The 23452-nt window shown below is 56.4% G+C and carries 23 protein-coding genes and 1 pseudogene; 8 read left to right on the top strand and 16 right to left on the bottom strand.

Features of this window, described 5'->3' with window-relative positions:
- Positions 1–311 precede the first annotated feature (311 nt).
- The 3 genes from HY282_05595 to HY282_05605 all read right to left on the bottom strand — a co-directional run bounded on the left by HY282_05595 (position 312) and on the right by HY282_05605 (position 3759).
- The gene (locus tag HY282_05595) at positions 312–572 is read right to left on the bottom strand and encodes a CooT family nickel-binding protein (protein MBI3803220.1); all 261 of its coding nucleotides are present in this window, start codon (positions 570–572) and stop codon (positions 312–314) included.
- A 532-nt stretch (positions 573–1104) separates the two neighbouring features.
- Positions 1105–2733: a hypothetical protein gene (locus HY282_05600; protein MBI3803221.1), complete on the bottom strand. Its 1629-nt coding sequence runs from the start codon at positions 2731–2733 to the stop codon at positions 1105–1107.
- Positions 2734–2811: 78 nt separating this feature from the next.
- Positions 2812–3759, bottom strand: a complete 948-nt coding sequence (locus HY282_05605; GenBank protein MBI3803222.1) for an RNA polymerase sigma factor — start codon at positions 3757–3759, stop codon at positions 2812–2814.
- Positions 3760–4012: 253 nt separating this feature from the next.
- Between HY282_05605 and HY282_05610 the strand changes: the two genes are divergently transcribed.
- The 3 genes from HY282_05610 to HY282_05620 all read left to right on the top strand — a co-directional run bounded on the left by HY282_05610 (position 4013) and on the right by HY282_05620 (position 6819).
- Positions 4013–5089 (top strand): alpha/beta hydrolase, encoded by a 1077-nt coding sequence (locus HY282_05610; protein MBI3803223.1) that lies wholly within the window; start codon positions 4013–4015, stop codon positions 5087–5089.
- 154 nt (positions 5090–5243) lie between these two features.
- A complete protein-coding gene (locus tag HY282_05615; protein ID MBI3803224.1) occupies positions 5244–5687 on the top strand; it encodes a cyclic nucleotide-binding domain-containing protein in 444 nt (147 codons plus the stop codon).
- A gap of 145 nt (positions 5688–5832) precedes the next feature.
- Entirely contained in the window at positions 5833–6819 is a 987-nt protein-coding gene (locus HY282_05620; GenBank protein MBI3803225.1) for an aldo/keto reductase, read from the top strand.
- 66 nt (positions 6820–6885) lie between these two features.
- Here the strand turns inward: HY282_05620 and HY282_05625 are convergent, their stop codons facing one another.
- The gene (locus HY282_05625) at positions 6886–7434 is read right to left on the bottom strand and encodes a BON domain-containing protein (protein MBI3803226.1); all 549 of its coding nucleotides are present in this window, start codon (positions 7432–7434) and stop codon (positions 6886–6888) included.
- 362 nt (positions 7435–7796) lie between these two features.
- Positions 7797–8198 (bottom strand): tetratricopeptide repeat protein, encoded by a 402-nt coding sequence (locus HY282_05630; GenBank protein MBI3803227.1) that lies wholly within the window; start codon positions 8196–8198, stop codon positions 7797–7799.
- A 350-nt stretch (positions 8199–8548) separates the two neighbouring features.
- On the opposite strand from HY282_05630, the gene HY282_05635 reads away from it, so the two are divergent.
- Positions 8549–8965: a hypothetical protein gene (locus tag HY282_05635; protein ID MBI3803228.1), complete on the top strand. Its 417-nt coding sequence runs from the start codon at positions 8549–8551 to the stop codon at positions 8963–8965.
- Between the two features lie 23 nt (positions 8966–8988).
- Here the strand turns inward: HY282_05635 and HY282_05640 are convergent, their stop codons facing one another.
- The 4 genes and pseudogenes from HY282_05640 to HY282_05655 form a co-directional block, all read right to left on the bottom strand.
- The gene (locus HY282_05640) at positions 8989–9738 is read right to left on the bottom strand and encodes a peptidase (GenBank protein ID MBI3803229.1); all 750 of its coding nucleotides are present in this window, start codon (positions 9736–9738) and stop codon (positions 8989–8991) included.
- Between the two features lie 256 nt (positions 9739–9994).
- A pseudogene (locus HY282_05645) lies at positions 9995–10709 on the bottom strand (transglutaminase family protein).
- Entirely contained in the window at positions 10700–11638 is a 939-nt protein-coding gene (locus HY282_05650; GenBank protein ID MBI3803230.1) for an alpha-E domain-containing protein, read from the bottom strand. The pseudogene HY282_05645 and the gene HY282_05650 overlap by 10 nt, the downstream one beginning before the upstream one ends.
- A gap of 3 nt (positions 11639–11641) precedes the next feature.
- Positions 11642–13075 (bottom strand): circularly permuted type 2 ATP-grasp protein, encoded by a 1434-nt coding sequence (locus HY282_05655; protein MBI3803231.1) that lies wholly within the window; start codon positions 13073–13075, stop codon positions 11642–11644.
- Between the two features lie 447 nt (positions 13076–13522).
- Between HY282_05655 and HY282_05660 the strand changes: the two genes are divergently transcribed.
- The 3 genes from HY282_05660 (at position 13523) to HY282_05670 (ending at position 16186) form a co-directional block, all read left to right on the top strand.
- Positions 13523–14857 (top strand): sigma 54-interacting transcriptional regulator, encoded by a 1335-nt coding sequence (locus HY282_05660; GenBank protein MBI3803232.1) that lies wholly within the window; start codon positions 13523–13525, stop codon positions 14855–14857.
- Positions 14858–15028: 171 nt separating this feature from the next.
- The gene (locus HY282_05665; protein ID MBI3803233.1) at positions 15029–15226 is read left to right on the top strand and encodes a hypothetical protein; all 198 of its coding nucleotides are present in this window, start codon (positions 15029–15031) and stop codon (positions 15224–15226) included.
- A 168-nt stretch (positions 15227–15394) separates the two neighbouring features.
- Positions 15395–16186: a hypothetical protein gene (locus HY282_05670; protein ID MBI3803234.1), complete on the top strand. Its 792-nt coding sequence runs from the start codon at positions 15395–15397 to the stop codon at positions 16184–16186.
- A gap of 93 nt (positions 16187–16279) precedes the next feature.
- Here HY282_05670 and HY282_05675 read toward each other — a convergent pair whose 3' ends face one another.
- From HY282_05675 to HY282_05690, 4 genes are all read right to left on the bottom strand, one after another.
- On the bottom strand, positions 16280–18376 hold the full coding sequence (locus HY282_05675) for an elongation factor G (protein MBI3803235.1): 2097 nt from the start codon (positions 18374–18376) through the stop codon (positions 16280–16282).
- Positions 18377–18451: 75 nt separating this feature from the next.
- Positions 18452–18658 carry a cold shock domain-containing protein gene (locus HY282_05680; GenBank protein MBI3803236.1) on the bottom strand — a complete coding sequence of 69 codons (207 nt, stop codon included), beginning with the start codon at positions 18656–18658 and terminating at the stop codon, positions 18452–18454.
- Between the two features lie 222 nt (positions 18659–18880).
- Positions 18881–19249 (bottom strand): metallopeptidase family protein, encoded by a 369-nt coding sequence (locus HY282_05685; GenBank protein ID MBI3803237.1) that lies wholly within the window; start codon positions 19247–19249, stop codon positions 18881–18883.
- A 1-nt stretch (position 19250) separates the two neighbouring features.
- On the bottom strand, positions 19251–19892 hold the full coding sequence (locus HY282_05690; protein MBI3803238.1) for a dienelactone hydrolase family protein: 642 nt from the start codon (positions 19890–19892) through the stop codon (positions 19251–19253).
- A gap of 69 nt (positions 19893–19961) precedes the next feature.
- Between HY282_05690 and HY282_05695 the strand changes: the two genes are divergently transcribed.
- Positions 19962–20603, top strand: a complete 642-nt coding sequence (locus HY282_05695; GenBank protein ID MBI3803239.1) for a class I SAM-dependent methyltransferase — start codon at positions 19962–19964, stop codon at positions 20601–20603.
- Here the strand turns inward: HY282_05695 and metF are convergent.
- From metF to HY282_05710, 3 genes are all read right to left on the bottom strand, one after another.
- Positions 20600–21469, bottom strand: a complete 870-nt coding sequence (gene metF / locus HY282_05700) for a methylenetetrahydrofolate reductase [NAD(P)H] (protein ID MBI3803240.1) — start codon at positions 21467–21469, stop codon at positions 20600–20602. The two genes, HY282_05695 and metF, sit on opposite strands and share 4 nt — an antisense overlap.
- Before the next feature lie 115 nt (positions 21470–21584).
- Complete coding sequence (locus HY282_05705; protein ID MBI3803241.1) at positions 21585–21893, bottom strand: hypothetical protein; 309 nt, start codon at positions 21891–21893, stop codon at positions 21585–21587.
- A 24-nt stretch (positions 21894–21917) separates the two neighbouring features.
- A complete protein-coding gene (locus tag HY282_05710; protein MBI3803242.1) occupies positions 21918–23399 on the bottom strand; it encodes a YdiU family protein in 1482 nt (493 codons plus the stop codon).
- Between the last annotated feature and the right edge of the window lie 53 nt (positions 23400–23452).

A 23452-nucleotide genomic window follows, 5' to 3' on the forward strand; every position in this document is an offset into this window, starting at 1 on the left:
AGCTTCCGTCGAACTTCTTCCAGCGAGCGGCGGCAGAAAATGACCGGCAGTCCCAGCCGGCCCGCCTCCGCCTTCACCCTTCGGCGAATGATTTACGAAATAGCAGAGGATTAAAATGAGGCACACCCTTTGCGGGATTGCTCTTCGGAGCTCGTTCGTTTTGTCGCCGACCCAATGTTCTACCGAATCAATTCCTCTGTCTCTGAAGATTTCTTTAATCGGGCCACATCATAGCAGCCGACAATGAGGGCCGACATATGAACTCCTCCTTGAGGTTAAAATATTCTGACCGGCTCCGCTATCCGGTCAACTCACCGACTGACTTCGGTCGCCTCGGGTTGTACGGGAACGATTCTTTGAGGAAGTGCCGAGGGATCGAGGCATGCCACCTCAAAGATAAATCCTTGCTCCGTCAGAAGGCTTCGTTGGATGTCGGCCTTTACCCGGATTTCTTCTCCCAGGACCGTCTGGAAAATAATTTCTCCTTCTCGGAATTCAATCTTCGTCACCCCTTCGGCCAGAATTTTCTCTTCGTCTCGTTGATCCCGTAACCAGATTTCCGTGCCGACCAATTGATGCAGCTGACTCAGCACAGTGTTAGAGACCGTGTTGATCGGGAAGTTTAATTAATCCGATTCAGAATAGATCTTTCAAAAAAAGCATCGCACGTCATTTTGACCTCCCTGGCTAAACCGCTTCCAGCCCCTGACCTCCCCATACGTTAACTACTTACTCTATCTAGCTTATAGTTTAATAGTCAAATGATGTCAATAACTATTTTTAGTGCTCCAGTAAATACATAATTGGTTGATTAAATTGAAATACTTTATGAGCAATTCTAAAGGGAAGGGAATTTCTATTTAGAGAACGAATATAATTTAGGCCGTAAATCGCTTGATTTGGCAGGAGACTCATGAGTGGGTGGATCCAGCCTGCCCTGCCGTTCTGAATTGGGTAATCATGCGGAAAGCGTCGTGGATCGCTTCGCGGAACGCAATCCAATGTTCTAAATCTACGCTAAAAATAAAGAAAGGCGATAAATAAAATAGACTGAGGCGGTTTTATCTTCGCCTCAGTCTATTAATGTTAAGACCCTGGAGCGATTCAGAAGCGGGAGGCGGTGAGCTTCACATCAGCGCGCGTCCATGCCTTTTGGAAACGCTTCTCCTCCGCGGCCGCCTGTTTCGTATTTCCCTGCTCCTTCAGACTTTCTGCGAGACCGTGAAGCGACCATCCATTTTCGGGATTCCGTTTTAAATCTTCCCGATAAACTTTCTCAGCGTCGGCGGGACGGCCTGCCGCGAGCAGCACCGCCCCGAGGTTCTGGCGGACCGGCTGATACCAGGCGGGCGGCTCGTCATAGACCAGCTGATCCTCCATCTCGATCGCCTGATTCAACGCTTGCACCGCATCATCGGTTTTTCCTTCCCGCGCGGCGATCTCGCCGGAGAGAACGTTCGACGCCAGCTGAAGGAGCGATTTGGCGGGGTTGAGGTTGATCATCACGTCGGCCGGAGTCTCTTCGGCGAGCCTTGCGACGGCATCACGCTCAGCTTTGGCGTCGTCCAGCTTGCCGGTCGCGGCGAAGGCCCGCCCGCGGGCATAGCGCCAGATACCCGTCATATATTTCAATTCGGCGGGGGGCGCCGGCTCTTTTAAAATCTCCTCCCATTTTCCGAACCGGGCCAGGGCGAAATAGGCGGTCGGGGTGAACATTTCCAGGGGCGGAATCTCCTTGACCATTTCAAAAGGAACTTTTCCGACGAGGTCTCGCGCCGTCCGAATCGCCACCTCGCTTCGTCCCGCCATCGCGGCGGCCGCATAGAGGAAATGAAGATTGTGCGAATAGTAGGCGAGGGGGTAGATCCCTTGCGGCTTCCGGTCCTCGATGTAGCGCTCGTCGGTATGGACCGCATGAACGTTCGCCTCCTCGGCCTCTTTATACATACCGACACGGATGTAGGTGTGGGCCGGCATATGGACGATATGGCCTGCGCCCGGCATGAGACTCGGCAGCCGCTTGGCGCACGGCAGCGCCCGCTGCGGCTCGAACGAAGCCTCCACCGCATGGATGTAGTAGTGGCAGGCGCCCGGATGGTCCGGATTTTTTTTCAAGACCGATTCGAGCGTGGCGACGATCTCTTTCGTGTTTCCTTTCGGTTCTCCGTCATGCATCCAGTAGTCCCATGGCTGCAGGTCCATCATCGCCTCGGCGAAGAGGGTCGCCGCATCGGCGTCGTTCGGGTTGCGTTTGGCAACCTCCTGCATGGCATCGGCATAGGTTTGGTCGCGCGCCGTCCGGCTCTCGCCCGGCTCCGCGGCGTAGCGTTTTGACAGCGCCTCAATGTAGGCCCGCTCGGCCTTCGAGACCTTCGAGGCGAGGGCAAGCGCCTTTTGCGCCAGCTCATGAGCGGCCGGCTCCGTTTTGAGATCCATCGGAAGATTAATGTTCGGCCCCATCGCGAGCGCCGCCCCCCAGTAGCACATCGCGCAGTCGGGATCGAGCCGAGCCCCCTCTTTAAAGGCGGCGATCGCTTCATCATGATTGAAGCCATAGGTGAGCCGCAGTCCCTGATCGAAGTAGCGCTGGGTCAGGGGGGATTGGGTCGTAATCTGATGATGGTGTTTGCCGAGGTTATTATAGAGCGGCACCTGGGCCGGGGGGCTCTTCTCCGCAAAGGCGGGAGCAGTCCAGAGCAGGGAGAGCAACAAAAATGGAATTTTATAACGCATGGTCGGTTCCTCCTGATCGAGTTTAATCTGTCACGATAGAAAGATGCGGGAGGGAATTAAATAGTTCGATTCGAACCGCTACTCCTCCGGGACCGGCGGGCGCGGGGCGAAGTAGAACTTCAGCCGATCGGTCCGCCTGCCGCGGTGAGAGAGGACCAGGGTCATCCCCGGCGGACAGCGATACGGATTGTCACGCGGGTTGATAAAGGCGGCTTCAATAATGGTGAGATCGCGGCTCGGCAAAATCCGCTGGACGAGAACGTCGGTTCCTGCTTCGAGATCGCTGTCGACCTCTTTGTCCAAGTGGACCCGTCCCTGTAAGGTCTCGCCGTCGGGAAAGGTCACCCGGAGGTCATCCGTGTAATGGGAGAGAAAGGCGTCCCGGTCTTTTCGAGTGTACTCATTCCAGACATCCCGGTGATATCGCAGCAGGGACTCGCGCTCCGCGCGCTCCCGGCTGTGATCCAACCCGGCGGCCTGAAGCAGGGCGTCTGCCAGTTTGAGCTTCACCTGCGAGAGGCGGCTTCGGACTGTTCCGACCGGAATGCCGAGAAGGGTGGCGATCTCGTCATAGGTCGTATGGCTGCCGAAATAACGGAGGATCGCCGTCACCCTCAACGTTTCAGGGAGGGAAGAGATCGCCGCCCAGATCCAATCGCGCAACGCCAGCTGGTCGAGCTTTTCTTCCAACGCCGAGAGGTCGGTGGTCGGCTCAGCGTCGGGGGGGAGTTCTTCGATCGGAACCTCTTCCCGCCGGCCCCGCAGGCTCATGAGGCAAACATTCCGTAAGACGGCATGCAGCCAGCCGCCGACCGCGCCCGGCTCCCGCAGTTGATGCAGTTTGTTCAGCGCGATCAAAAAGGTTTCGTGAACCGCATCCTCCGCTTGGGGACCATATCCGAGCATTCCAAGCGCGACGGCGTGAAGCCGGGTGCGATAGCGCTCCAGCAGCATTCCCAAACTGCTGCTGTCCCCTTGCTGGGCGGCAGTCAGTAGTTCCGCATCGGTCGGTACAAGGATCGACATGTTGGCCTCCTTACTCTTAGAAAACGCGATACGGCGCGATATGAATACGCGATATGAATAGAAGATGCATGCGAAGCAAAAAAAGTTCGATCGCCTGAGTATAAGCGGGAGAAAAAAGAGAATCAAGAAAGGATGTAAGAAGAGGTCAACATCAGCTTTGGATCTCCCCGGAGCCGGTCCTCTCTATTGATCTACTTTCTTTCCACCGCCTATAATCGAAGGAGGTTCCCGGTTTTTGACGTGAGGAGACCCCATGAATACGAAGGCCCATTTTGTCGATCGATTCCTCGGTGATTCAAAGAGAGAAGGAACGTGGAGCCAGGTTTGGCAGCGTCTGAACCGTGCCCGGTCAAGGTGGTTTTTGACCGGCTGGCGGGGACTCTCAGTCGCCGGCCTGCTGCCGATCGTCGCAGGGCTGCTTTATCAAGCGGCGGCGACGGCGAATGAGATAAGAAACTTCCCGGCGCCCGGCCGGCTGGTCGATATCGGCGGGCGTCGGCTTCATTCCTACCCGCTCGGCGAAGGAGGTCCTACCGTTGTATTGGAGGCGGCCGGCCTCGGCTGCGCGCTTGATTACGAGGTGATCCAGCAGGCGCTCGCGAAAGAGACCCGGGTTTGCGCTTATGACCGAGCCGGGATGGGTTGGAGCGATCCGTATGCCGGCCGCCTCAGCGTCGAGGCGCTCATGGAGGACCTTCGGGCGTTGCTTCATCAAGAGAGGATCGGGCCGCCGTATATTCTGGTCGGCGGCTCGGCCGGGGGGTTGATCATCGAGCTCTTCGCGCGCCGCCATCCGGACGAGGTGGCCGGGCTGGTGATGATTGACGCCCTGGACGAAGCGGTGCTCGATCGGTTGCCGCACGCGGGTGCTTACCTGATGAGGCGGATCTCGATCGCCGGGATCGGCGCGCGATTGGGGTTGCTTCGCTATCTCGATCCCTTCGGATTGAGGAAGTTTCCCGGTATCGCGGGGAACATCCGATCGGCACTCACGTATCGCCCCGCCCCCTGGGCCGCGGCCCGTTCCTTTTTACAATCGCTCAAGACCAGCGCCGCACAGCTCCATGCCGCCCCGCCGCTGAGAGAAGACCTTCCCCTGATCGTTCTCACGCACGGGGTGGTCGGCGATCTGCTCGGTCCGCATGCCGACCCAAAATTGCTTCGGGTGATCGAAACGATCTGGCAGGAACAACAGGCCGCCCTCGCCCGCCGCACCTCCCGTGGACGGCAGATCTTCGCAGAGAAGAGCGGCCATCGGATCATCGCACAACAGCCCGAGCTGGTGATCGAAGCGGTTCGGGAGGTCCTCTCGATGGCCCGGGGAAAATAACATCCGATTCTCTCGGGGCGCTTCGCCTCTGCGCTTCCTCCGACCCGCTATGGTATACTTCCCGAATGCGTCTTGTCCCTGGCATCTATCCTCGTTTGCCTACTTTGCCCATTTTGCCCGCTCTGCGTGTTCTCCCTTTTCTGGAGGATGACCGATGAAACCCGAATTGCAAGAGCGTATCCAGCTGCTTCGCTCCGTTTCCTTCTTTGCCGCCCTCCCCGAGAAGGAGCTCTCCGAGATTGCCGTTTGGTCGAGCCGCAATTCATACAAAAAGGGAGAGATCATCGTCCGCGCGGGGGCGCCGGGCAAGGGACTTTATCTTCTGATCGCCGGCCGTGCCGATGTTTCCGTCAAGGCGGGCGGGGAGGAGAAGAATGTCGGAGTGCTTCACCCGGGAGAGCTCTTCGGCGAGATGTCGTTGATTGAGGAGCGCCCCAGGAGCAGCAATGTCATCGCCGCTGAAGCAACCGACTGCCTTTATCTCGACGCCCGGATTTTCCTTGAAAAAATGGCATTGCATCCCGAGGTGATGATCGATCTTCTCAAGACGATCTGTCGGCGGCTGAGGCAGACGGTCGAAGAGCTGCGCGGCTTCTGAATCGGAACCGTTAGGCCATTCCCTCCCTCCATCTCCTCTTGATCCTTGAACCCTCAACTGCGTACAATCGTTTTGTAAGGATCTACTCCTAAACGAATCGACCCGAGTCGAAAAAATGATTTTTCTGATGAGAAGGAGTTCTTCGATGCAAACCAGACAGCTCGGAAGAGAAGGGCTCACCGTGTCGGCCATCGGTCTCGGCTGCATGGGGATGTCCGAATTTTATGGACAGAGCCGGGAGGAAGAATCGATTCAGACGATCCGGCAGGCACTCGATCTTGGGGTCAACTTCCTCGACACCGCCGATGTCTATGGAATGGGGCATAACGAGATCCTCGTCGGCAAGGCGATTGAGGGCCGTCGCGAGGGGGTGGTGGTCGCCACCAAATTCGGGAACGTCAGGGGTTCGGACGGCAGTTTCCTCGGGGTCAACGGCCGGCCCGATTATATTCGGACCGCCTGCGAGGCGAGCCTTCGGCGTTTAAATATAGAAGTGATCGATCTTTACTATCAGCATCGGGTCGATCCGGAGACGCCGATCGAGGAGACCGTCGGCGCCATGGCCGAATTGGTGCGGGAGGGGAAGGTGCGGCATCTCGGACTGTCCGAGGCGGCCCCCGCCACGCTGCGCCGCGCCCAGGCCGTTCATCCAATCACGGCGTTGCAGACGGAGTATTCACTCTGGAGCCGCGACCCGGAGGATGAGATTCTGCCGACCTGCCGGGAGTTGGGAATCGGGTTTGTCGCATATAGCCCGTTGGGGCGGGGCTTCCTGAGCGGAAAAATCCGGCGGATTGAAGATTTGGAAGAGGGAGATTTCAGACGGATGTCGCCGCGCTTTCAAGGGGAGAACTTCCAGCGCAATCTCGATCTGGTTCAACGGATCGAAGCGCTTGCGGCCCAGAAGGGTTGTGCCCCCTCCCAGCTGGCATTGGCTTGGCTGCTCGCCCAGTGGGAGGAGATCGTCCCGATCCCGGGAAGCCGGAGCCGCGCGCATCTTGAGGAGAACTTGGGCGCATTAAATGTCAAGCTGACGCTGGAGGATTTTCTCGCCATTAATGAGGTCGCCCCTCACGGTGCCGCCGCCGGGCCGCGATATCCCGAGCAGTCGATGCGGGCCGTAAACCTTTAAGACTTTTGTCGGCAGAAATGAAAAGGGGCCGGTCCTCGCTGTGAAGATCGGCCCCGTTGGAAAAGATTATTTGGGAAGGATGACCAGGTCGTCCTTCAGTGATGCGACCTGTTTTCTGTCCTGGACGATCTTGTCGACCCGTTTTTTTTGTTCGTCGGACGATACAAATCCCTGCAGCTGCACCGATCCCCCCTTTACCGCAACCTTTAGCTTGGAAACGTGCACTGCCGGATTTTGAAGGAGGTCCGAGCGGATTTCTTTGGCAAGGACCAGATCTTGATCCGCGGGAAAAATGACCGTGATATTGTTGACGATCTCCTTGCCCTTTTTCAGGTGATCTCGAACATCGCTGGCGAGCTGGGTGGCATAAGCTTTTTCATAGTCGGTGAGGACCGTTCCGCTAAGGGTTACGATCCCATTCTTAGTCTGGACATCGACCTTGCTCAGGTCGATGTGGTTGTCTCGATCAAAGGCTGCTTTAATCTCGGTATTGATCTTTAAATCTGATGGGGGTTGTTGAGCCTCGGTTGTGTTTGAGGCAGCCCAGACCGGTGATCCGCCCACGAGGAACCAGATACCTAAAAGAGCCGTGAAGAGCGAGCGCATCTGTCTCATGAAGCACCTCCTTTATTTATTTAGAAGTTTAAGGAAGGACTGACCGCGCATACACTTATTTCCGGGCCTGAAAGAGAAGGCCAGAATCTAAGGATCCGAGTGGTAGCCTTGGCGCGGGGATATCCTATCTTCTTTTGTTATCAAAAAAGGAAGAGAATTGTATTAACCGAATGGGTAGTACTCTAATTAGGTTAGGTCAATCTTCTGAGCGCGACTGATTGGCTTGTTGTCTAGTTTAGATGGGTTCTAGGCAGGCTGTGCTATTGCCTGCCATTGCGCGGGATTATTCAACGATCGGGATCCAAAAACGAGGGGACCAACGGTCCCCTCGCATGGAGTGCTTACAAAATAGGTCAGGAAGATCAGCTCATCGGTGCCGGAGTGGTTGTATTATTGCTCGGCTGATTTCTTTGAGCGGGTGCGCCCCCCTGTCCCGTCGAAGCGCCTCCTCCGGCGAGGAGACTGGCCGCTTGATCGAAATGTTTCTTCGCCTCATCGGCTTTTCCCTCTTTCGCCAAGGCCAATGCGAGGTTGATGTGGATCTCCGGCGCATTCGGCTCCGCCTGCTCCGCCGCTGTGAAGTGGGTCGCGGCTTCGCTGTATCTCTCTTTATTGAACGCTTTCACACCGGCTTTAAATTCCTTTTTAGCATCTTTATTCTTAATCTGCCTTGCCTCCATCGGCTCCACGGGCGCCTTTGCGAAGGCCGTTACCGTGCTGAACCCCAGCGCGAGGGCGACGATCGGTACAATCCATTTTTTCATTGTCTCACTCCTTTTTTGATTAAGAGCTCATCCTTGAGCCAGAGAATCCATTTATATTGTAGTATGTCCTTCGCGCTCCCTACAATTCATCTTTATAGAGTAACCCGTTTGGGTAGTAGGACACGCTTGCTTGCGATAGATCTCAGGTTCGGCTGTTTCCACATCTTCACTGTCATTCCCCGCAACACTAGATCATCCATGTTGGCGATACGAAAAACCTTATTAGAAGGCCCGAAAAAGGAGTTCCTTCCTTTAGCCGATCCGCACACGGGCCGGTTGACTATCCGCTTGCCCTCTTTGTCGGCCGAGGAGTATGCTTAAACTAGATAAGCGCTCTATGGAGGAGAGAAATGAAACGGCGAATCATGGCAGTTCTCATTGGGATTTTTGTAACGGGGATGTTTTACTCTACCCTTCCGGCCACCGCTGAAGAGAAAGGGGTATCGACCGACGCCACACAGCCGGCTCAAACCGAAAAGGATCCGGCGATCGATTCCTCAAACGGGGTGATGGGAATGGACGATCGAGGCGGCCGGCGCCTGGACAATTCCCTCCGCTTTGAAGCCGGCCAGAAAACCCCCTCGGCCGAGCGGGAGGCGGAGGCGCTCCGCCTTCACCAAACGACCGTACTCGATCGATTCCAAGGATCTGATAATCATGGGCAGATTTTGTTGAGCTTCTCGGAGGATCGGGTCGATCTCAAGCTACGGAGCATTACAGGGGCGGAGGCGCCGGTGGCCGGCAGGAAACTCTTACCTAAAAAATAAGGGCTCCGAACCGCCGACTTGGATTAGATGGGACCGAGCTTTTCTTCCCAGCAGGGATCGGGAAGACGGGAGAAGGTCTCTCGGAGCCCTTCTGCCCACTGCCGCTTGATCTCGTTAAAGTAGGGATCGCGCTGATCAATCGTTCGGCGGAGGCCGACACGCAACCGGTCGCGCTCGTAGCAGAGCAGATCGATCGGAAGCCCGACGGAGATGTTGCTCCGAATCGTAGAGTCAAAGGAGAGGAGGGTGCACTTGGCCCCTTCCTCCAGGGTGATGTTTCGGGCGATCAGGCGGTCGAGGATCGGTTTTCCATATTTGATCTCGCCGATCTGAAAGTAGGATGTCTCAGCGGTTGCCTCGATAAAGTTGCCGGCGGCATAAATATTAAAGAGGCGAGGCTGCTCGCCGCGGATCTGCCCCCCCAGGATAATCGACGCGTTAAAATCTTCCCCATGCTGTTTCAGATAACCGCCATCGATTTCATGAATCTTCCGCAGCGCCCCTCCAACGAGCCGAGCCGCGGAAAAAAGGGACGACACGTTCCAGATCGTCTCACGGCCGTTTTCAATGGAGCGATCTTCGCCCAATAAATTGGCCACCCCTTGTGTAATCGACAGGTTCCCGGAGACCAACATCACCAGGACCCGATCTCCCGGGTTTTCATACACGGTCATCTTCCGAAAAGTTGCAATATGATCGACACCGGCATTGGTCCTTGAGTCGGACGCGAATACCAGTCCGCTGTCGAGCAGCATCCCCACACAATATGTCATCCGGTCTCCTATCCTATGTGGGGGCCTGTGCGGCAACTGAAGGAGAAAGGTCCTCCACTGCCCCCACGCCCCGCGGCTTGCACCGGCAAAGCCGGCTGCGCGCCTTTGTTTATCCTTGTCTCCCTGTATTCCCGTTTACTCCAATATCGGGGATATTAAAGGAGCGGTTCAACCTATTATGCGTCTCAACAATTCGATTGCTTGGATTTAAAAGAATAGGGACAGTATAATGGCCTCTCTGGGATGTGTAAAGCGCTTATTGTTGTGCGTTCATGACCTGGACCCGGACCTCCATCCTCTCGGCCCCGCCGCCGAATCGGACCCCGCGTACCGGGCAAGCGTCCAAATAGTCACGCTTCCGCCCAGGCGTGCATGGCGATCTCCGGATCGGTCTCGGTGCCGGAATAAAGATAGCCGCTGACATAGCGTGCCGGAATTCCAAGGCTGCGACAGCAGGCGATAAAAAGATGGCTATGGTCTTGGCAGACGCCGCTTCCCTGAGATAAGACCTCCATTGCCGTCGTTTGAACGGTCGTCGTTCCCTTTACATAGCGGACGGCGCTCCGAATCCGATCCATCAGCGCTTGGAGGAGGGCCGGGGATGACGCGTATTGCGCTCGATCTTCTTGGGAGAAGGCTTCGAGCAGCGGGTGGGTCGCCGTCAGCCGGGTCTCCCTCAAATAAATGAGCGGGGAGAGATCCTGATTTAATTCGGGAGATTGCTCCTCGGACATCTCGACCTGTCCTTGAACCCCGATCCGAATCTCTTCGTGAGGGTCTTCCATCGTCAATAGCTGGGTGGTGTTGCCGAAGGCATCGGTGAACTCCGTTACGGTGCCGGGGAGGTGGAGCTGCCACTCCAGAACCTTTTGTCGCCGATCCGATCGCGGGGTGAGCCGAAGAGGCTGAACGCAGCGTGTGACCGGGGCGCTGTAGCGATAGACGGTCTTATGCTCGATTTTCAGGCGCATATCGGGGTCCGAAGCGCTCTGTCTATTTCGGTGCTGAGGGCTTGGAGTCCCTGGGTGAAGTCGATCAAATATTCATGCAGTGTATGCCTTAGGATGACGCCGATCTGATCGTCGTGAAGGAGAAGATGGAGATCGGCGGCGAGGCGGACCGCTTCCGGCCCGATCCCGCGCGACAGCGGTTTCAACAGGTCATTCACACGATCAAGGCAGGCATGCAAAGAAGCGGGGATCTCATTGCGGAGGACGAGAAGCTCCACCACCTGTCCCGGGGTGATCCCATCTCGATAAAGCTTCCGATAGGCGGCGGCGGCGCCGACCGATCGGAGAACTTTCAACGATGCATCGTAATGGGCTTCTCTCTCGGTATCCTTGAGCAGGGAGGGAAAGCGGGCGATGAGAATGCGGGCGGTGTGATCGGCCCGCTCGATGACGGTGCCGAGTCCGATCAAGCGAACGGTGTCGTCCTGAGGGAGGGTTCTCTCGAGGGTGCCGCGAAACAGATGCGCCCCTTCTTTTACCCGGTCGAGAAGCGGTCCGACCCCTTCGATCATCAGATGCGCCGGGTCGATCTCCCGCAGGTCCAACCAGAGGGTGTTTAACATCTCCCACATCTCGGGAGAGAGGGTTCCGCAGACGGCGCGGCCGTTCTCCCGGGCGGTCCGCAGCGACGTGAGGAGACTCGAGGGGTTCTCAAGATCGAGGAGAATGAAGCGGAGCAGCTTCGTGGAAGAGATCGCACCGTGTCTCGCCAGAAAGTCATCCCGTCGACCGGTCATTGCAAGGAGGTTTTCCCATTCGAGGTCGGACGAAGAAGACCCTTTCGCAATAGAGGAGGTGAGATAAAGCGCCTCCACCGTCCGTGCGGTATTCTCCATCCGTTCGATGTAGCGGCCCATCCAGTAAAGATGGCTGGCAATCCGCAGCAGCATCGGTTACTCCTCCAAGACCCAGGTGTCTTTCGTCCCCCCGCCTTGAGAAGAGTTGACGACCAAGGAGCCGTCGCGCAGCGCAACCCGGGTCAAACCGCCGGGGACGAGGTGGATCGTCCGCCCGCTTAAGACAAAGGGGCGAAGATCGATGTGGCGGGGGGCGATTCCTTGTTCCACGAACGTGGGGCAGGTCGAGAGGGCCAAGGTCGGCTGCGCAATGTAATTCTCAGGATTCCGAAGAATCCGCTGACGGAAGAGCGCTCGCTCCTTCGGCGTGCTGGTCGGTCCGATCAGCATGCCGTAGCCCCCGGAGCCATGAACCTCTTTGACGACCAACTCATGGAGATGGGCCAACACATAGGCGCGGTCTTCGCGGTTGCGCAGGAGGAAGGTCGGGACGTTCTTGAGGATCGGCTCCTTGCCGAGATAAAAGCGGATCATCTCAGGGACAAAAGCATAGATCGCTTTATCGTCGGCCACGCCGGTCCCGACCGCATTGGCAAGGGTGACCCCGCCGGAGCGGTAGACCGAGAGGAGCCCCGGTACGCCGAGCGCCGAATCGGAGCGGAATGCGAGGGGGTCGAGAAAATCTTCATCGATCCGACGATAAATGACATCGACCTGAGCCGGTCCCTCCATCGTCTGCATGAAAACCTTGTTGTCTCGAACGAATAGATCTTGCGCTTCGACCACTTCGATCCCCATCTGTTGCGCCAGAAAGGTATGCTCGAAGTAGGCGCTGTTGTAGGGGCCGGGGGTGAGGAGAACCACCGTCGGCTCCCGGGTCCCCTCGGGCGCGGCGGCGCGCAGGGTCTCGAGGAGCAGTTCGGGATAATGTTCGACCGGCGCGATCGAGTGGGAGGCGAAGAGCTCCGGGAAAAGGCGCATCATCATCCGGCGATTCACCAGCATGTAGGAGACCCCCGAGGGGGTCCGGAGGTTGTCCTCCAGGATGTGAAATTCCCCCTCTCCCGTATGAACCACATCGACCCCGGCGATATGAACATAGACCCCGCCGGCGGGATGGATCCCCTGCATTTCAACCCGGTACTGGGGGTTGCTGAAGACCATTTCTGCCGGGATCCGGCCTGCTTTGAGGATCTCTTGACCATGGTAGAGATCATGAAGAAAGGCATTGAGCGCCACGACCCGCTGCCGCAGGCCGGCCGCCAGGATCTGCCACTCTTTCGCCGGAATGATCCGGGGGATGAGGTCAAAGGGGATCAAGCGCTCCGTGCCGGCCGACTCTCCATAAACGGCGAAGGTGATGCCGAGTCGGCGAAAGAGCCGGTCGGCCTCTTTCTGTTTCTCCTTGGCCTGAGAAGCCGGCGTCGTCTGCAGCCAATGGTGAAAAGAGGAATAGTGGGCCCGAACCGCGCCCCGGATGTCGCACATCTCGTCGGTGGCGGATCGACGGAGCGCGGTCTGCTTCGTCATCGCTGCGGTTAATTTGGCTCCCATCGTCTGAGGAAGGGAAAGGCGCTCCGGTGTCATCGCATCCTCCTTTGTTTTCCGTTGCTAAAAATAAAAAGGCGCCTCTCCGAAACCCACGCCATTATGGGAGAGGACGCCTTTGCCAGTCCGAGAATACAACACTGTATTTGCTGTTTAAAAAAGCAAAAACCGTACCCCCCTTATCGCTGGAGGTCATTTGACAGACCGGCTTGTTTTGGCAATGGAAAGGGAGACGCGCTGAACGGCTGGCGTCGGCATGAAGCGGTTTAGAAGACAGGATTGTCTATTGTGCGACAAATTTGAAGGGGTCAGTGAATTTGTTTTCTCACTTGATTCTTCCTGAGAAGGGGAGTAAATGAATATGGCCGGTCTCAGAGGGGTCTTCGCCGGGAGAATCGGGAGAATAATGATGAGGTCTGAGGATCTAAGATGAAGCTCGACGCGACGACGATTTTGAATGCAATGAGCGAAGGGGTCTTTGCCGTCAATACCGATAAGAAAGTCATCTTTGCCAACCGGGCGCTGGGACGGATGTTGTTCCACAACGATGCGGTATCGGAAGACCTGGAGTCGGTTCAGGAGATCCTTGGCGAGAGCATCCTTGTCTCGAAACACGCGGCGCTGCTCGACCGGTTGATGTTCAAGCAGGAGCGGGTCTCCCACTATGAAACGGTCCTCCGAGATGTAAACGGGACGCCGATTCCGGTCCACATCCACATCGATCTTCTCTTAAATGACGAGGGGGAGGTGATCGGCGCGGTGGAGATGATCCAAAACCTCGGGCCGGCCGCGCCGGAGCAAGGGGAGAAACAGTCCAGGCCGTCGGGCCTCCGCTCACTGGTGGGGAAGAGCAAGAAACTGCTCGAGGTGCTCGATCTGGTCGCCTCCGCCTCCGGATCGACCGCCACCGTCTTGTTGGAAGGAGAGAGCGGCACCGGCAAGGAGCTGATCGCCCGGGCGATCCATCAGATGGGACCGCGGCGCGAGAAGCCCTTTATCGCCGTGAACTGTGCGTCGTTACCCGAGGAGCTTTTGGAAAGCGAGCTTTTCGGCCATATGAAAGGGGCCTTTACGACAGCAATCTATGACCGCCCCGGCCGATTTGAATTGGCAAATCAGGGGACGCTTTTTCTCGATGAGATCGGTGATATGAGTCCGGCGGCGCAGGCAAAGGTTCTCCGCGTGTTGCAGGAGCAGGAATTCGAGCGGGTCGGCGGGACCAAGATGATCCATGTCGATGTTCGGATCATCGCCGCGACGAACAAAGATCTGACCGAAGCGGTCGGCGCCGGCGGTTTTCGGGAAGATCTCTATTATCGGATTCGTGTCTTCCCGATCCGTGTGCCCTCGCTCAGAGAGCGCAAGGATGATATCTTCCCGCTGATCAAGCACTTTATGGCGAAATTCAGCCGGGAGACCGGAAAGCAGATCACCAACATTTCCCCCGAGGCGCTCGACTATCTCCTCTCCTATGATTATCCGGGCAATGTGAGGGAATTGGAAAATATGATCGAGCACGCTTTTGTGACCTCCCCCGGCCCGACCCTCTCGATTGAGCATCTTCCGAAGCCGGTCACACCTCTTTCCAAAGGGGCACCGCCGGCGGTTAAAAAGGAGACGCTGGCCAATCAAGAGAGAAGCTTAATGCTCAAGACCCTTGAAAAGACCCATTGGAATCAGGTCAAAGCGGCGGAAGAGCTTGGAATCAGCCGATCGACCCTGTGGCGTCGTCTCAAACAATTTGGTATCAAACCTCCCCAGTAAATTCATTCTGAAACATATATGTTTCAATTTGCCACTTATTGAAACTTCCTCCCAAAAGGCTTATATATATAAGTATCTATAAATTCAGCTGAATTCTCATTTCAGCCATGTGGCATCTCTTTTGCTTTATTAAGGGGCATAAGAAACACCACCCTTTGTGAAGGAGTAAAGATGTTGAATGGATTCTTTGAGATTGGTCTGTTTTCGCTGGTTGCTTTTGGATTTGTAAATGTGATTTGGGGGATAACGATGGTCATGGATACCCCGCCGCTTCAGACGAGCAATTGGAAGGAGCTGGAGAGAGGTATCGCAACCGAAGGGGCGGCGCTCATCACCCCAGTCCCTGCTGAAAAGGTCCACGTCAGTTAATGTTCTCTCACGGGCCAGATCCAGGAGAGATCCTCGGTCTGGTCTCCATGTGGGAGTGAATCGGTTTCGGTCTCTTTTAATGAAAGGATAGGGAAGGTGCTGACAGCATCGACTTCGGTGATTCGATCAAAATCGGGTGCGCTTACTGTGCAATCGAGACGAAGCAATTTGGCAAGGCAAACCCAGATCAAGCGGGAGGAAGCCTCCCACGCCCTTGGGCTCAAAGAGCTGGTCACAAATAAGGTCGAGCTCTGGAAGGTCTCCGATCGATTGAATGTGAATCCTTCTACGATTCAAAAAATAATAGAGGGGAGTCCGGTTTCGCGGAGCGTGACCAAGAAAATCGAGGCGGCGCTCCAGGAGGGAAGGGGATTCGATGGGGGAGGCAAGACGCGCGTCGATTACCCCTCGAATCATTCCTCCGTTGAAAGGTTGATGGAGGTTTATGACCTCTACGAAGCGGAAAAGAGCCTCCGGACGGTTGGAGAGCAGCTCGGTCTGAGTCGGGAGCGGGTTCGCCAGCTTTTAGAGAAAGGGTCCGAGATCGGGCTGTTTAAATACCGGCCGGCCAAAGCGCCGTTGCTCTCGCGTGAGAAGATCCTGAAAGATTATGGAAGGTTTCTTAAGCGAAGCGAAGTGGCGAAGGCAAACCGAATTTCGACCAATTACCTCTCCAAATTGATTGAGTTGCATGAGATTACAAAATCGGACCTGAATGGAATTCGGATGGAAGGCTGGAAGCGCCGATGCCTGAAGCAATATCAGGCGTTCGCCGGCAAGTTGGGATACCATCCAACCACCACCGAATTGCAGCAGTCTAAAGTGAACCGTTCTTTGGCGTTCAAAATTCGGCGGCTATGGGGATCTCTTGAAACCTTCCGCAGTGAATTGAATCTTGTCCCTGGGATGCCCGTGGAGGGGAGAAGTCGAGAGCGGAAAGCCGTTCTCGCGGGTGTGTAAGCGGCAGGATGCCATTTAAGATCAGATGATTGGCCAGAATGGATCTGAAGTGAGACCCGCCTGGGGGAGAAACCATCCCCCAGGCGGGTTTTTTTATTTTCTCTCTTCGGCCCGTTTGGTTTGGTAGGCTTTGATCAGCTCCTCGGAAATCTGCCTCGGCACCTGAGCATATTTGAGGAATTCCATTGTGAATTCCCCTTTGCCCTGTGTGCCGCTTCGCAGATCGGTCGAAAAACCGAACATCGCGGAGAGGGGAACTTCGGCTTCAATCTGAACGAAGCTGTCGTTGCTCTGCGTTCCGGTAATGATTCCCCTTCGTTGATTGATCAGCCCCATCACGCCGCCTTGAAACTCCACCGGCGCTTCGCAACCGAGCTTCATGATCGGCTCGAGAATGATCGGGCGTCCCTGAGGATACGCCTCGCGGAAGGCCGCCATGGCGCAGATTTTAAACGCCATTTCGGAAGAGTCGACCGGATGAGAGGCGCCGTCGTTGATGACGACCCGGACGCCGACCACCGGGAATCCGATCAGCGTGCCGGTCTTTACCTGTTCGCGGAAACCCTTTTCACAGGCTGGGATGAATTCCCGGGGAATGGAACCCCCCTTGATATCATCAACGAACTCGAACGTCTCGACCGCGTCGGCCGGAAGCGGCTCAATGTAACCGCCGATCTTCGCGAATTGGCCGGAGCCGCCGGTCTGTTTCTTGTGGGTATAAACAAAGTCGGCCCGTTGAGAGACGGTCTCACGATAAGCCACCTGCGGCTGCCCGTTCTGGACCTCGCAGCCATATTCCCGCTTGATCCGCTCCATGTAGATATCGAGATGGAGCTCGCCCATCCCGGAGATGATCGTCTGGGCGCTCTCCTCATCGCGGTGGACGCGGAAGGTCGGATCTTCTCTCGTAAAGCGATTCAACGCTTTGGAAAAGTTACCGGCGCCCCCTTTGTCTTTCGGCCAGACCGCCAGCGAGATCACCGGATCGGGGACATGCATCGAGGTCATCGTATAATGAACGGTGCCGTCGGTGAAGGTGTCTCCCGAGGCGCAGTCGACGCCGAACATGGCGCAGATACCCCCCGCCTCGGCGCTGTCGATGTCGTGCATCTCATCGGCATGCATCCGAACCAATCGGGAGACGCGGATCTTCTTCCCGTTCGTCGAGTTGTGGATGACGTCTCCCTTGCTCAGCTTCCCCTGATAGATCCGGGTGTAGGTCAATTGGCCGTATCGCCCGTCTTCCAGCTTGAAGGCGAGCATCACCAGCGGCTTGTCGGGACGGCTCTCCAGGATGACCTTCGCTTCGCTGTTCTCTTGGTCGTGCGCCTGGTTGGTGACCTCGGTCGGGTCGGGGAGATAGTGGCCGATGCCGTCGAGGAGGAGCTGTACCCCTTTATTTTTAACGGCGGAGCCCATCATCACCGGGATGAGCTGAAGGGCGATCGTTGCTTTTCGAACCGCCTTCCGGAGCTCTTCAGTGCCGACCGGTTTCTCTTCCAAGAATTTTTCGGCGATGGCATCGTCAAAATCGGAGACCGCTTCGATCAGGTCATGGCGAAGCGCTTCCGCCTGGTCTTTTAGATCGGCCGGGATCTCTTCCTCACGGATATTCTCTCCATTATCACCCTCGAAATAGTAAGCCCGCATGTTGGTGAGATCGATGATGCCTCTGAAATCATTCTCCGCGCCGATCGGCATCGTGAGCGCATGGGCGTTGTGCCCGAGCTTCTCCCGCAGCTGTTTAATTACGCGGAACGGATCGGCTCCCGATCGGTCCAACTTGTTGATGAAGGCGATCCGTGGAATCTTGTATCGCCGCATCTGACGGTCGACGGTGATCGACTGGCTCTGAACGCCGGAGACGCCGCAGAGGACCAGGATGGCGGCATCCAACACCCGAAGGGCCCGCTCCACCTCGATGGTGAAATCGACGTGGCCCGGCGTATCGATGATGTTAATGACGTTGTCCTTCCAGGTGCAGTAGGTTGCGGCCGATTGGATGGTAATCCCTTTCTCCCGCTCCAACTCCATCGAATCCATCTTCGCGCCGACGCCCGATTTTCCGCGGACCTCTTCGATTTTATGGATCTTTCCGGTGTAATAAAGAATTCTTTCTGTCAGAGTCGTCTTACCGGAATCAATATGCGCCGAAATGCCGATATTTCGAACTTGACTGATGCTTGCCATGACTGCTCCTCACATGAAACACCCCGCCGGAACAGAATCCAGGCGGGGTGTCATTTAGGTCAAATGTTTCTAAAATTAGGAAACTAATTTGACGTTAGTGGCTTGCGGCCCCTTCTGGCCCTGGGTCACGTCGAACTCAACCGCATTTCCCTCTTCGAGGGATTTGTAGCCGTCGCCCACGATCGCGCTGAAGTGGACGAAGACATCGCCTTGTCCATCCTCACGTGTGATAAACCCATACCCTTTGCTGCCGTTAAACCACTTTACGGTTCCTTTCATCATTTCGGTGCTTCTCCAACTTGGTGTGATTATGTCAGCCCTTCGCTAACGGAATGCCCATTGCTCTTTCTCGTTTTAATCAGCTTCAAAAAAAAAGCCGCAGCGTTGTAAAAGACTGCAGCTTCCGATGGATTCTGTTCAACTTTTACAATGGACTGGTTTCTTTATATCATAGCGGGCTCCGCGCGTCAATAGGTAAAATTCAAAGGGAGAAGGCGATACAGCTTAATCATACCCGTAGCGGGCGAGGATCTCTTCATCGAATCCGAAGTAGTGTGCAATCTCATGGACCAAGGTGATCTCAATTTCACGGATCAACGACGCGCGGTCGGGAAAATCGGCTTCAAGCGGCCTTTGATAGAGATAAATGACATCGGGCAACATCCCCGAGTCATCGGCGGTCCGCTCCGGAAGCGGCACCCCCTGATAGAATCCGTAGAGGACCTCGTCCGGATCGTCCTCCATCAACTCCTCGGCTTCGGGGCCGGGCCAATCTTCAATCAGGATGGCGACGTTCTTCATCGCCGCCTGGAACTCGGCCGGAATCCGATCGATCGCGTCCCGGACGCGCGCTTCAAATTCCTTCCTCGTCACGTCAAAGACTCCAGAGGCCTTTAATGAAATCTCGGATCAACGCCATCTCCTCCGGAATCACCTGATGGCCCATCGGGTATTCCTGCAGGCGGGCCTGAAATCTTTCCTTGAGAAGCAAGGTCGACGCTCTCCGCGACCCCTCCACTGGGACGACCTCATCCATCGTTCCATGGACGAGGAGAACCGGCATCCCTTCGGCGGCGGGCGACTTTTCAGCGGAAAGGTTTTCGGGCAGGGCGAGATAACCGCTCAATGCAATGACGGCGGCCAGCCGTTTAGGAAACCGAAGGCCGACATCGAGGCTCATGACCGCCCCTTGTGAGAACCCCGCCAAGGCAATCCGGTGGGAGGGAATCCCCTCCTCGGAGATCAGACGATTGAGGAGATCAAAGAGCCTCTTCCGGCTCTCCAGAATTCCCGACTGGGTTTGGGGCGGGGAGGCATACCACATCCGCCCGCCATATCCATCCGGAAAAGGAAAAGGCGCGTCGGGAAAGAGCCAGCGGAGTCCCGGGAGTCCGATCTCATCGGCGATCGGCATCAGATCGGCTCCATGGGTCCCACGCCCATGGAGGGTGACGATACATCCTTGCAGCGGACCGGCCGCCGGCCGCTCTTGCACATCCAGCCGGTTTGATGTCATAAATCACTCCAATATTGAAGGGAAACAGCAGGTCGGTGCAATTCAACAGATTCAAAAGTAAGGAGCTTTATGGGATTCTATTCTCGCGTCCTCTTTCCACGGCTCGTCAATTTTGTGATGAGCGGCGCCGAGCTCGCCGGGTTGCGCAAAACGCTTCTTGCCGACGCCGCCGGAGAAGTCTTGGAAATCGGGTTCGGCTCGGGATTAAATCTGCCCTACTACCCCGACCGTGTTATAAATCTCACCACGATCGATGCTAATCCGGGGATGAACACCCTCGCGCAGAAACGGATCGCCGCCTCTCCGATTCAGGTTAATCAGCATCTGCTTCATGCGGAGAGCCTTCCCTTCCCGAATGCCTCCTTCGATACGGTTGTTAGTACCTGGACCCTCTGCAGCATTGCCGATCTCGATCAAGCGCTTCGGGAGATTTATCGCGTACTAAAGCCGGCGGGGCGGTTCCTTTTCCTCGAACATGGATTGAGCGAGGAGCTCGCGGTTCAGAAATGGCAGCATCGTTTAACCCCGCTGAACAAAAAGGTCGCCGATGGCTGCCACCTCGACCGCGACATTGCCGCGCGTATTCTCCGCAACCGATTCAAAATCGTCGATCTCCATCGGTTCTCTCTGAAGAAGGCGCCGAGAATCGTCGGATCGATGTATCGAGGGGTGGCGGTGAAGGCGGAAATCGTCCAAGCAAGATTATTTTAACGCAGGTCGGAGAGCGACCCCAATATGGCGCGGGTCGCCGGCGATTTGTTGAGAGTATAAAAGTGAACGCCGGGCGCACCCTGGAAGAGGAGCTCGCGACACTGCTCCGTCGCATGGCGGATGCCAAGCGCCATCACCGCTTCAGGGTCGTCTTGAACCGGCTCCAATGCCGACAGGAGCGAGAGGGGAATCGAGGCCCCACACATCTCGGTGAAGCGCTTCACCTGGCCGACATTGGTGATCGGCATGATCCCAGGGACGATCGGGACCTGAATTCCGAGCGCCCTTGCCCGCCGCTCGAACGCGAAATAATGCCGGTTGTCGAAAAAAAGCTGGGTAATAATAAAATCGAGCCCGTTGTCGACCTTTTTCTTCAAGTGCGCGAGATCTTTCTCCAGGTTCCGGCACTCGACATGCCCTTCCGGATAACAGGCCCCCCCTAAAGAGAAGTCGTATCGCTTTCGAATATAGGCGACCAACTCATACGCGTATGAGAACCCATCGGCCGGTCGGGTAAAGGTCGTCTCTCCCTTCGGCGGATCGCCCCGGAGCGCCAAGATGTTTTCGATTCCGGCGGTCTTCAATTGCTCCAGGGTCCGCTCGATTTCGAGCCGGTCCGATCCGACGCAGGTGAGGTGGGCCATCGCTTCAATTCCGTGCTCGTTCTTGATCCGCTGAACGATCTCCACCGTCCGTTGCCGGCTGCTCCCCCCGGCGCCGTAGGTCACCGAGACGAACGCCGGCGCGAGCGCCTTTAATTCGCCGATCGTCTGGAAGAGATGTGCTACCCCTTCGTCCGTCTTCGGCGGAAAAAATTCAAAGGAGAAGGCCGGTCGGCCCGATTTAAAATAGAATGGGATTTTCATAATGGACGAATCAATCTGTGCTCATAAGCAGACAGGTCTTTATGGATCGCGGCTCCATTGATCCCTATTATCCTAAACGAAATTTTTGGAAACTGGAAGAAAAAAATGGGATAGCTTAATTAAGTGGGATCAGCCGAATACCGGAATCCTCCGGACCGGGATGATGGAATTTAAAGCCGTCCGGCTCGATGTGGTCGAGTGTCACCCCATCCATTCGGCGCGCGCTTTTGGCTTCGATCGCAACGCGAAGGCCGTTGTAATCTTGCACCTCGTCCTCCTCTTCCGGCGCCGCGACGAGGACGATTTTAAAGAGAAGGCGTCCATCGTCGCGATTCTTCACCGTCAAGCGGATGAACGGCTCGGCGGGGTGTTCCGCAATTAAACGGCTAAGCTTCTGGTGGGCGGCGGGGGTGATCTGAATCATGATGACTCATCCATTGTTATGACGTTAGGACGAGCAGCTGACCTGGATCCCCTTCGCCCATTCGGGTGGAGGGGCGGCATACGCTTCTCGGTCGGGCTGCTCGTCGAAGGGGTGCTTCAGCAGGTCCAACAATCGATGGACCTCCGTGTAGTCGCGTTCCTCGGTCGCTTTCCGGATTGCGGTCTGCGCCAGATAATTCCGGAGAATATATTTCGGGTTGACCCCATTCATTTTCTTTTTCCGCTCTTCATCCCGACGCCCCTCCTCGAGAAGACGGGCGCGGTAGCGCTCCGCCCAGGCGTCGAAGCTGGCGACGTTGATAAACCGGTCCCGTAAATCGACGTTTTTCTCCCCCGGGGCCTGTTTAAAGTGCGCGAGCGCCCGGAAGAAGATCGTATAGTCGATCCGGTTGGCCTGCAGGAGTTGAAGGAGATCGACCAGGAGGGGAGCGTCTTCTTTCCCGAATTCCTTCAGGCCCAACTTCCCGGCCATCAACGCCGTATATCGGGCATTGAAGGTCGGCTCGTATTGATCGAGCGCCTCCATCGCCGCCTCCTTCGAAACCAGCGGGGTCAAGGCTTGGGCAAGGGCGCTGAGATTCCAGAGGCCGATCTGCGGCTGCCGATGGAACGCATACCGGCCGCCAGGGTCCGAATGGTTACAGATGTAACCGGGATCGTACCCCTCCAGGAAGCCGAAGGGGCCGTAGTCGAAGGTGAGGCCGATGATCGACATGTTGTCGGTGTTCATCACGCCGTGCGCGAAGCCGACCGCTTGCCACTCGGCCATCAGCCGGGCCGTCCTTAATACGACCTCCAGCAAAAAACGGCCATATCGGTCTTCGCGTTTATCTTGGCGTCCGGCCAGATCGGGAAAATAATTTTCGATCGTGAAATCGGCGAGTCTTTGGAGAAGGTCATGCTGGCGGCGATAATAGAAAACCTGAAAAGAGCCGAAGCGGATGTGGGTCGGCGCCATCCGGAGCAGCACCGCTGCGGTTTCGACCGTCTCCCGGAAGATCTTTTGATCGCTTCCGACGATGGAAAGGGCGCGGGTCGTCGGAATTCCGAGCCCGGACATCGCCTCGCTGCAGAGGTACTCTCGAATCGTAGAGCGGAGAACGGCGCGGCCGTCTCCTTCGCGGGAGTAGGGGGTCCGTCCGGCCCCCTTGAGCTGCAGCTCCCAATGTTCCCCGGCGCTGTTTTTCACCTCTCCCAATAAAATCGCCCGGCCGTCTCCCAACTGCGGAACATAAACGCCGAACTGATGTCCGGCGTAGAGCGCCGCGAGCGGATCGCTCCCCGGAAGGAGTTTGTTGCCGGAGAAATATTCGGCGAACGCAGGACTGTTTAGTTCAATGGGGTCGAGGTCGATCAAAGCCGCCGCATCGCCGTTTACATCGACCCAATAAGGATCGGGCAGCGGGGTCGGGGAGAGACGGGTATAAAAGGCCGACGGCAAACGGGCGAAGCGGTTTTCGAATTGAAGGGTCTCAAGGGTTTTCATCTGATCTGATGAATTATACACCGACGGGAGGTCGGTTTGTAAAGGGTGGAAGT

The sequence above is a fragment of the Candidatus Manganitrophaceae bacterium genome (genome assembly GCA_016200325.1).
In the GTDB taxonomy this organism is placed as follows: domain Bacteria; phylum Nitrospirota; class Nitrospiria; order SBBL01; family Manganitrophaceae; genus Manganitrophus.

Bases quoted from the DNA above. Each gene is read 5' to 3' on its own strand.
- HY282_05705 (MBI3803241.1), bottom strand. From the start codon at position 21,893: ATGATTCAGATCACCCCCGCCGCCCACCAGAAGCTTAGCCGTTTAATT.
- HY282_05680 (MBI3803236.1), bottom strand. From the start codon at position 18,658: ATGATGAAAGGAACCGTAAAGTGGTTTAACGGCAGCAAAGGGTATGGG.
- HY282_05620 (MBI3803225.1), top strand. From the start codon at position 5,833: ATGCAAACCAGACAGCTCGGAAGAGAAGGGCTCACCGTGTCGGCCATC.
- HY282_05630 (MBI3803227.1), bottom strand. From the start codon at position 8,198: ATGAAAAAATGGATTGTACCGATCGTCGCCCTCGCGCTGGGGTTCAGC.
- HY282_05655 (MBI3803231.1), bottom strand. From the start codon at position 13,075: ATGACGAAGCAGACCGCGCTCCGTCGATCCGCCACCGACGAGATGTGC.
- HY282_05635 (MBI3803228.1), top strand. From the start codon at position 8,549: ATGAAACGGCGAATCATGGCAGTTCTCATTGGGATTTTTGTAACGGGG.
- HY282_05675 (MBI3803235.1), bottom strand. From the start codon at position 18,376: ATGGCAAGCATCAGTCAAGTTCGAAATATCGGCATTTCGGCGCATATT.
- HY282_05640 (MBI3803229.1), bottom strand. From the start codon at position 9,738: ATGACATATTGTGTGGGGATGCTGCTCGACAGCGGACTGGTATTCGCG.
- HY282_05605 (MBI3803222.1), bottom strand. From the start codon at position 3,759: ATGTCGATCCTTGTACCGACCGATGCGGAACTACTGACTGCCGCCCAG.
- HY282_05710 (MBI3803242.1), bottom strand. From the start codon at position 23,399: ATGAAAACCCTTGAGACCCTTCAATTCGAAAACCGCTTCGCCCGTTTG.
- HY282_05665 (MBI3803233.1), top strand. From the start codon at position 15,029: ATGTTGAATGGATTCTTTGAGATTGGTCTGTTTTCGCTGGTTGCTTTT.
- HY282_05690 (MBI3803238.1), bottom strand. From the start codon at position 19,892: ATGACATCAAACCGGCTGGATGTGCAAGAGCGGCCGGCGGCCGGTCCG.
- HY282_05695 (MBI3803239.1), top strand. From the start codon at position 19,962: ATGGGATTCTATTCTCGCGTCCTCTTTCCACGGCTCGTCAATTTTGTG.
- HY282_05615 (MBI3803224.1), top strand. From the start codon at position 5,244: ATGAAACCCGAATTGCAAGAGCGTATCCAGCTGCTTCGCTCCGTTTCC.
- HY282_05600 (MBI3803221.1), bottom strand. From the start codon at position 2,733: ATGCGTTATAAAATTCCATTTTTGTTGCTCTCCCTGCTCTGGACTGCT.
- metF (MBI3803240.1), bottom strand. From the start codon at position 21,469: ATGAAAATCCCATTCTATTTTAAATCGGGCCGACCGGCCTTCTCCTTT.
- HY282_05660 (MBI3803232.1), top strand. From the start codon at position 13,523: ATGAAGCTCGACGCGACGACGATTTTGAATGCAATGAGCGAAGGGGTC.
- HY282_05610 (MBI3803223.1), top strand. From the start codon at position 4,013: ATGAATACGAAGGCCCATTTTGTCGATCGATTCCTCGGTGATTCAAAG.
- HY282_05625 (MBI3803226.1), bottom strand. From the start codon at position 7,434: ATGAGACAGATGCGCTCGCTCTTCACGGCTCTTTTAGGTATCTGGTTC.
- HY282_05650 (MBI3803230.1), bottom strand. From the start codon at position 11,638: ATGCTGCTGCGGATTGCCAGCCATCTTTACTGGATGGGCCGCTACATC.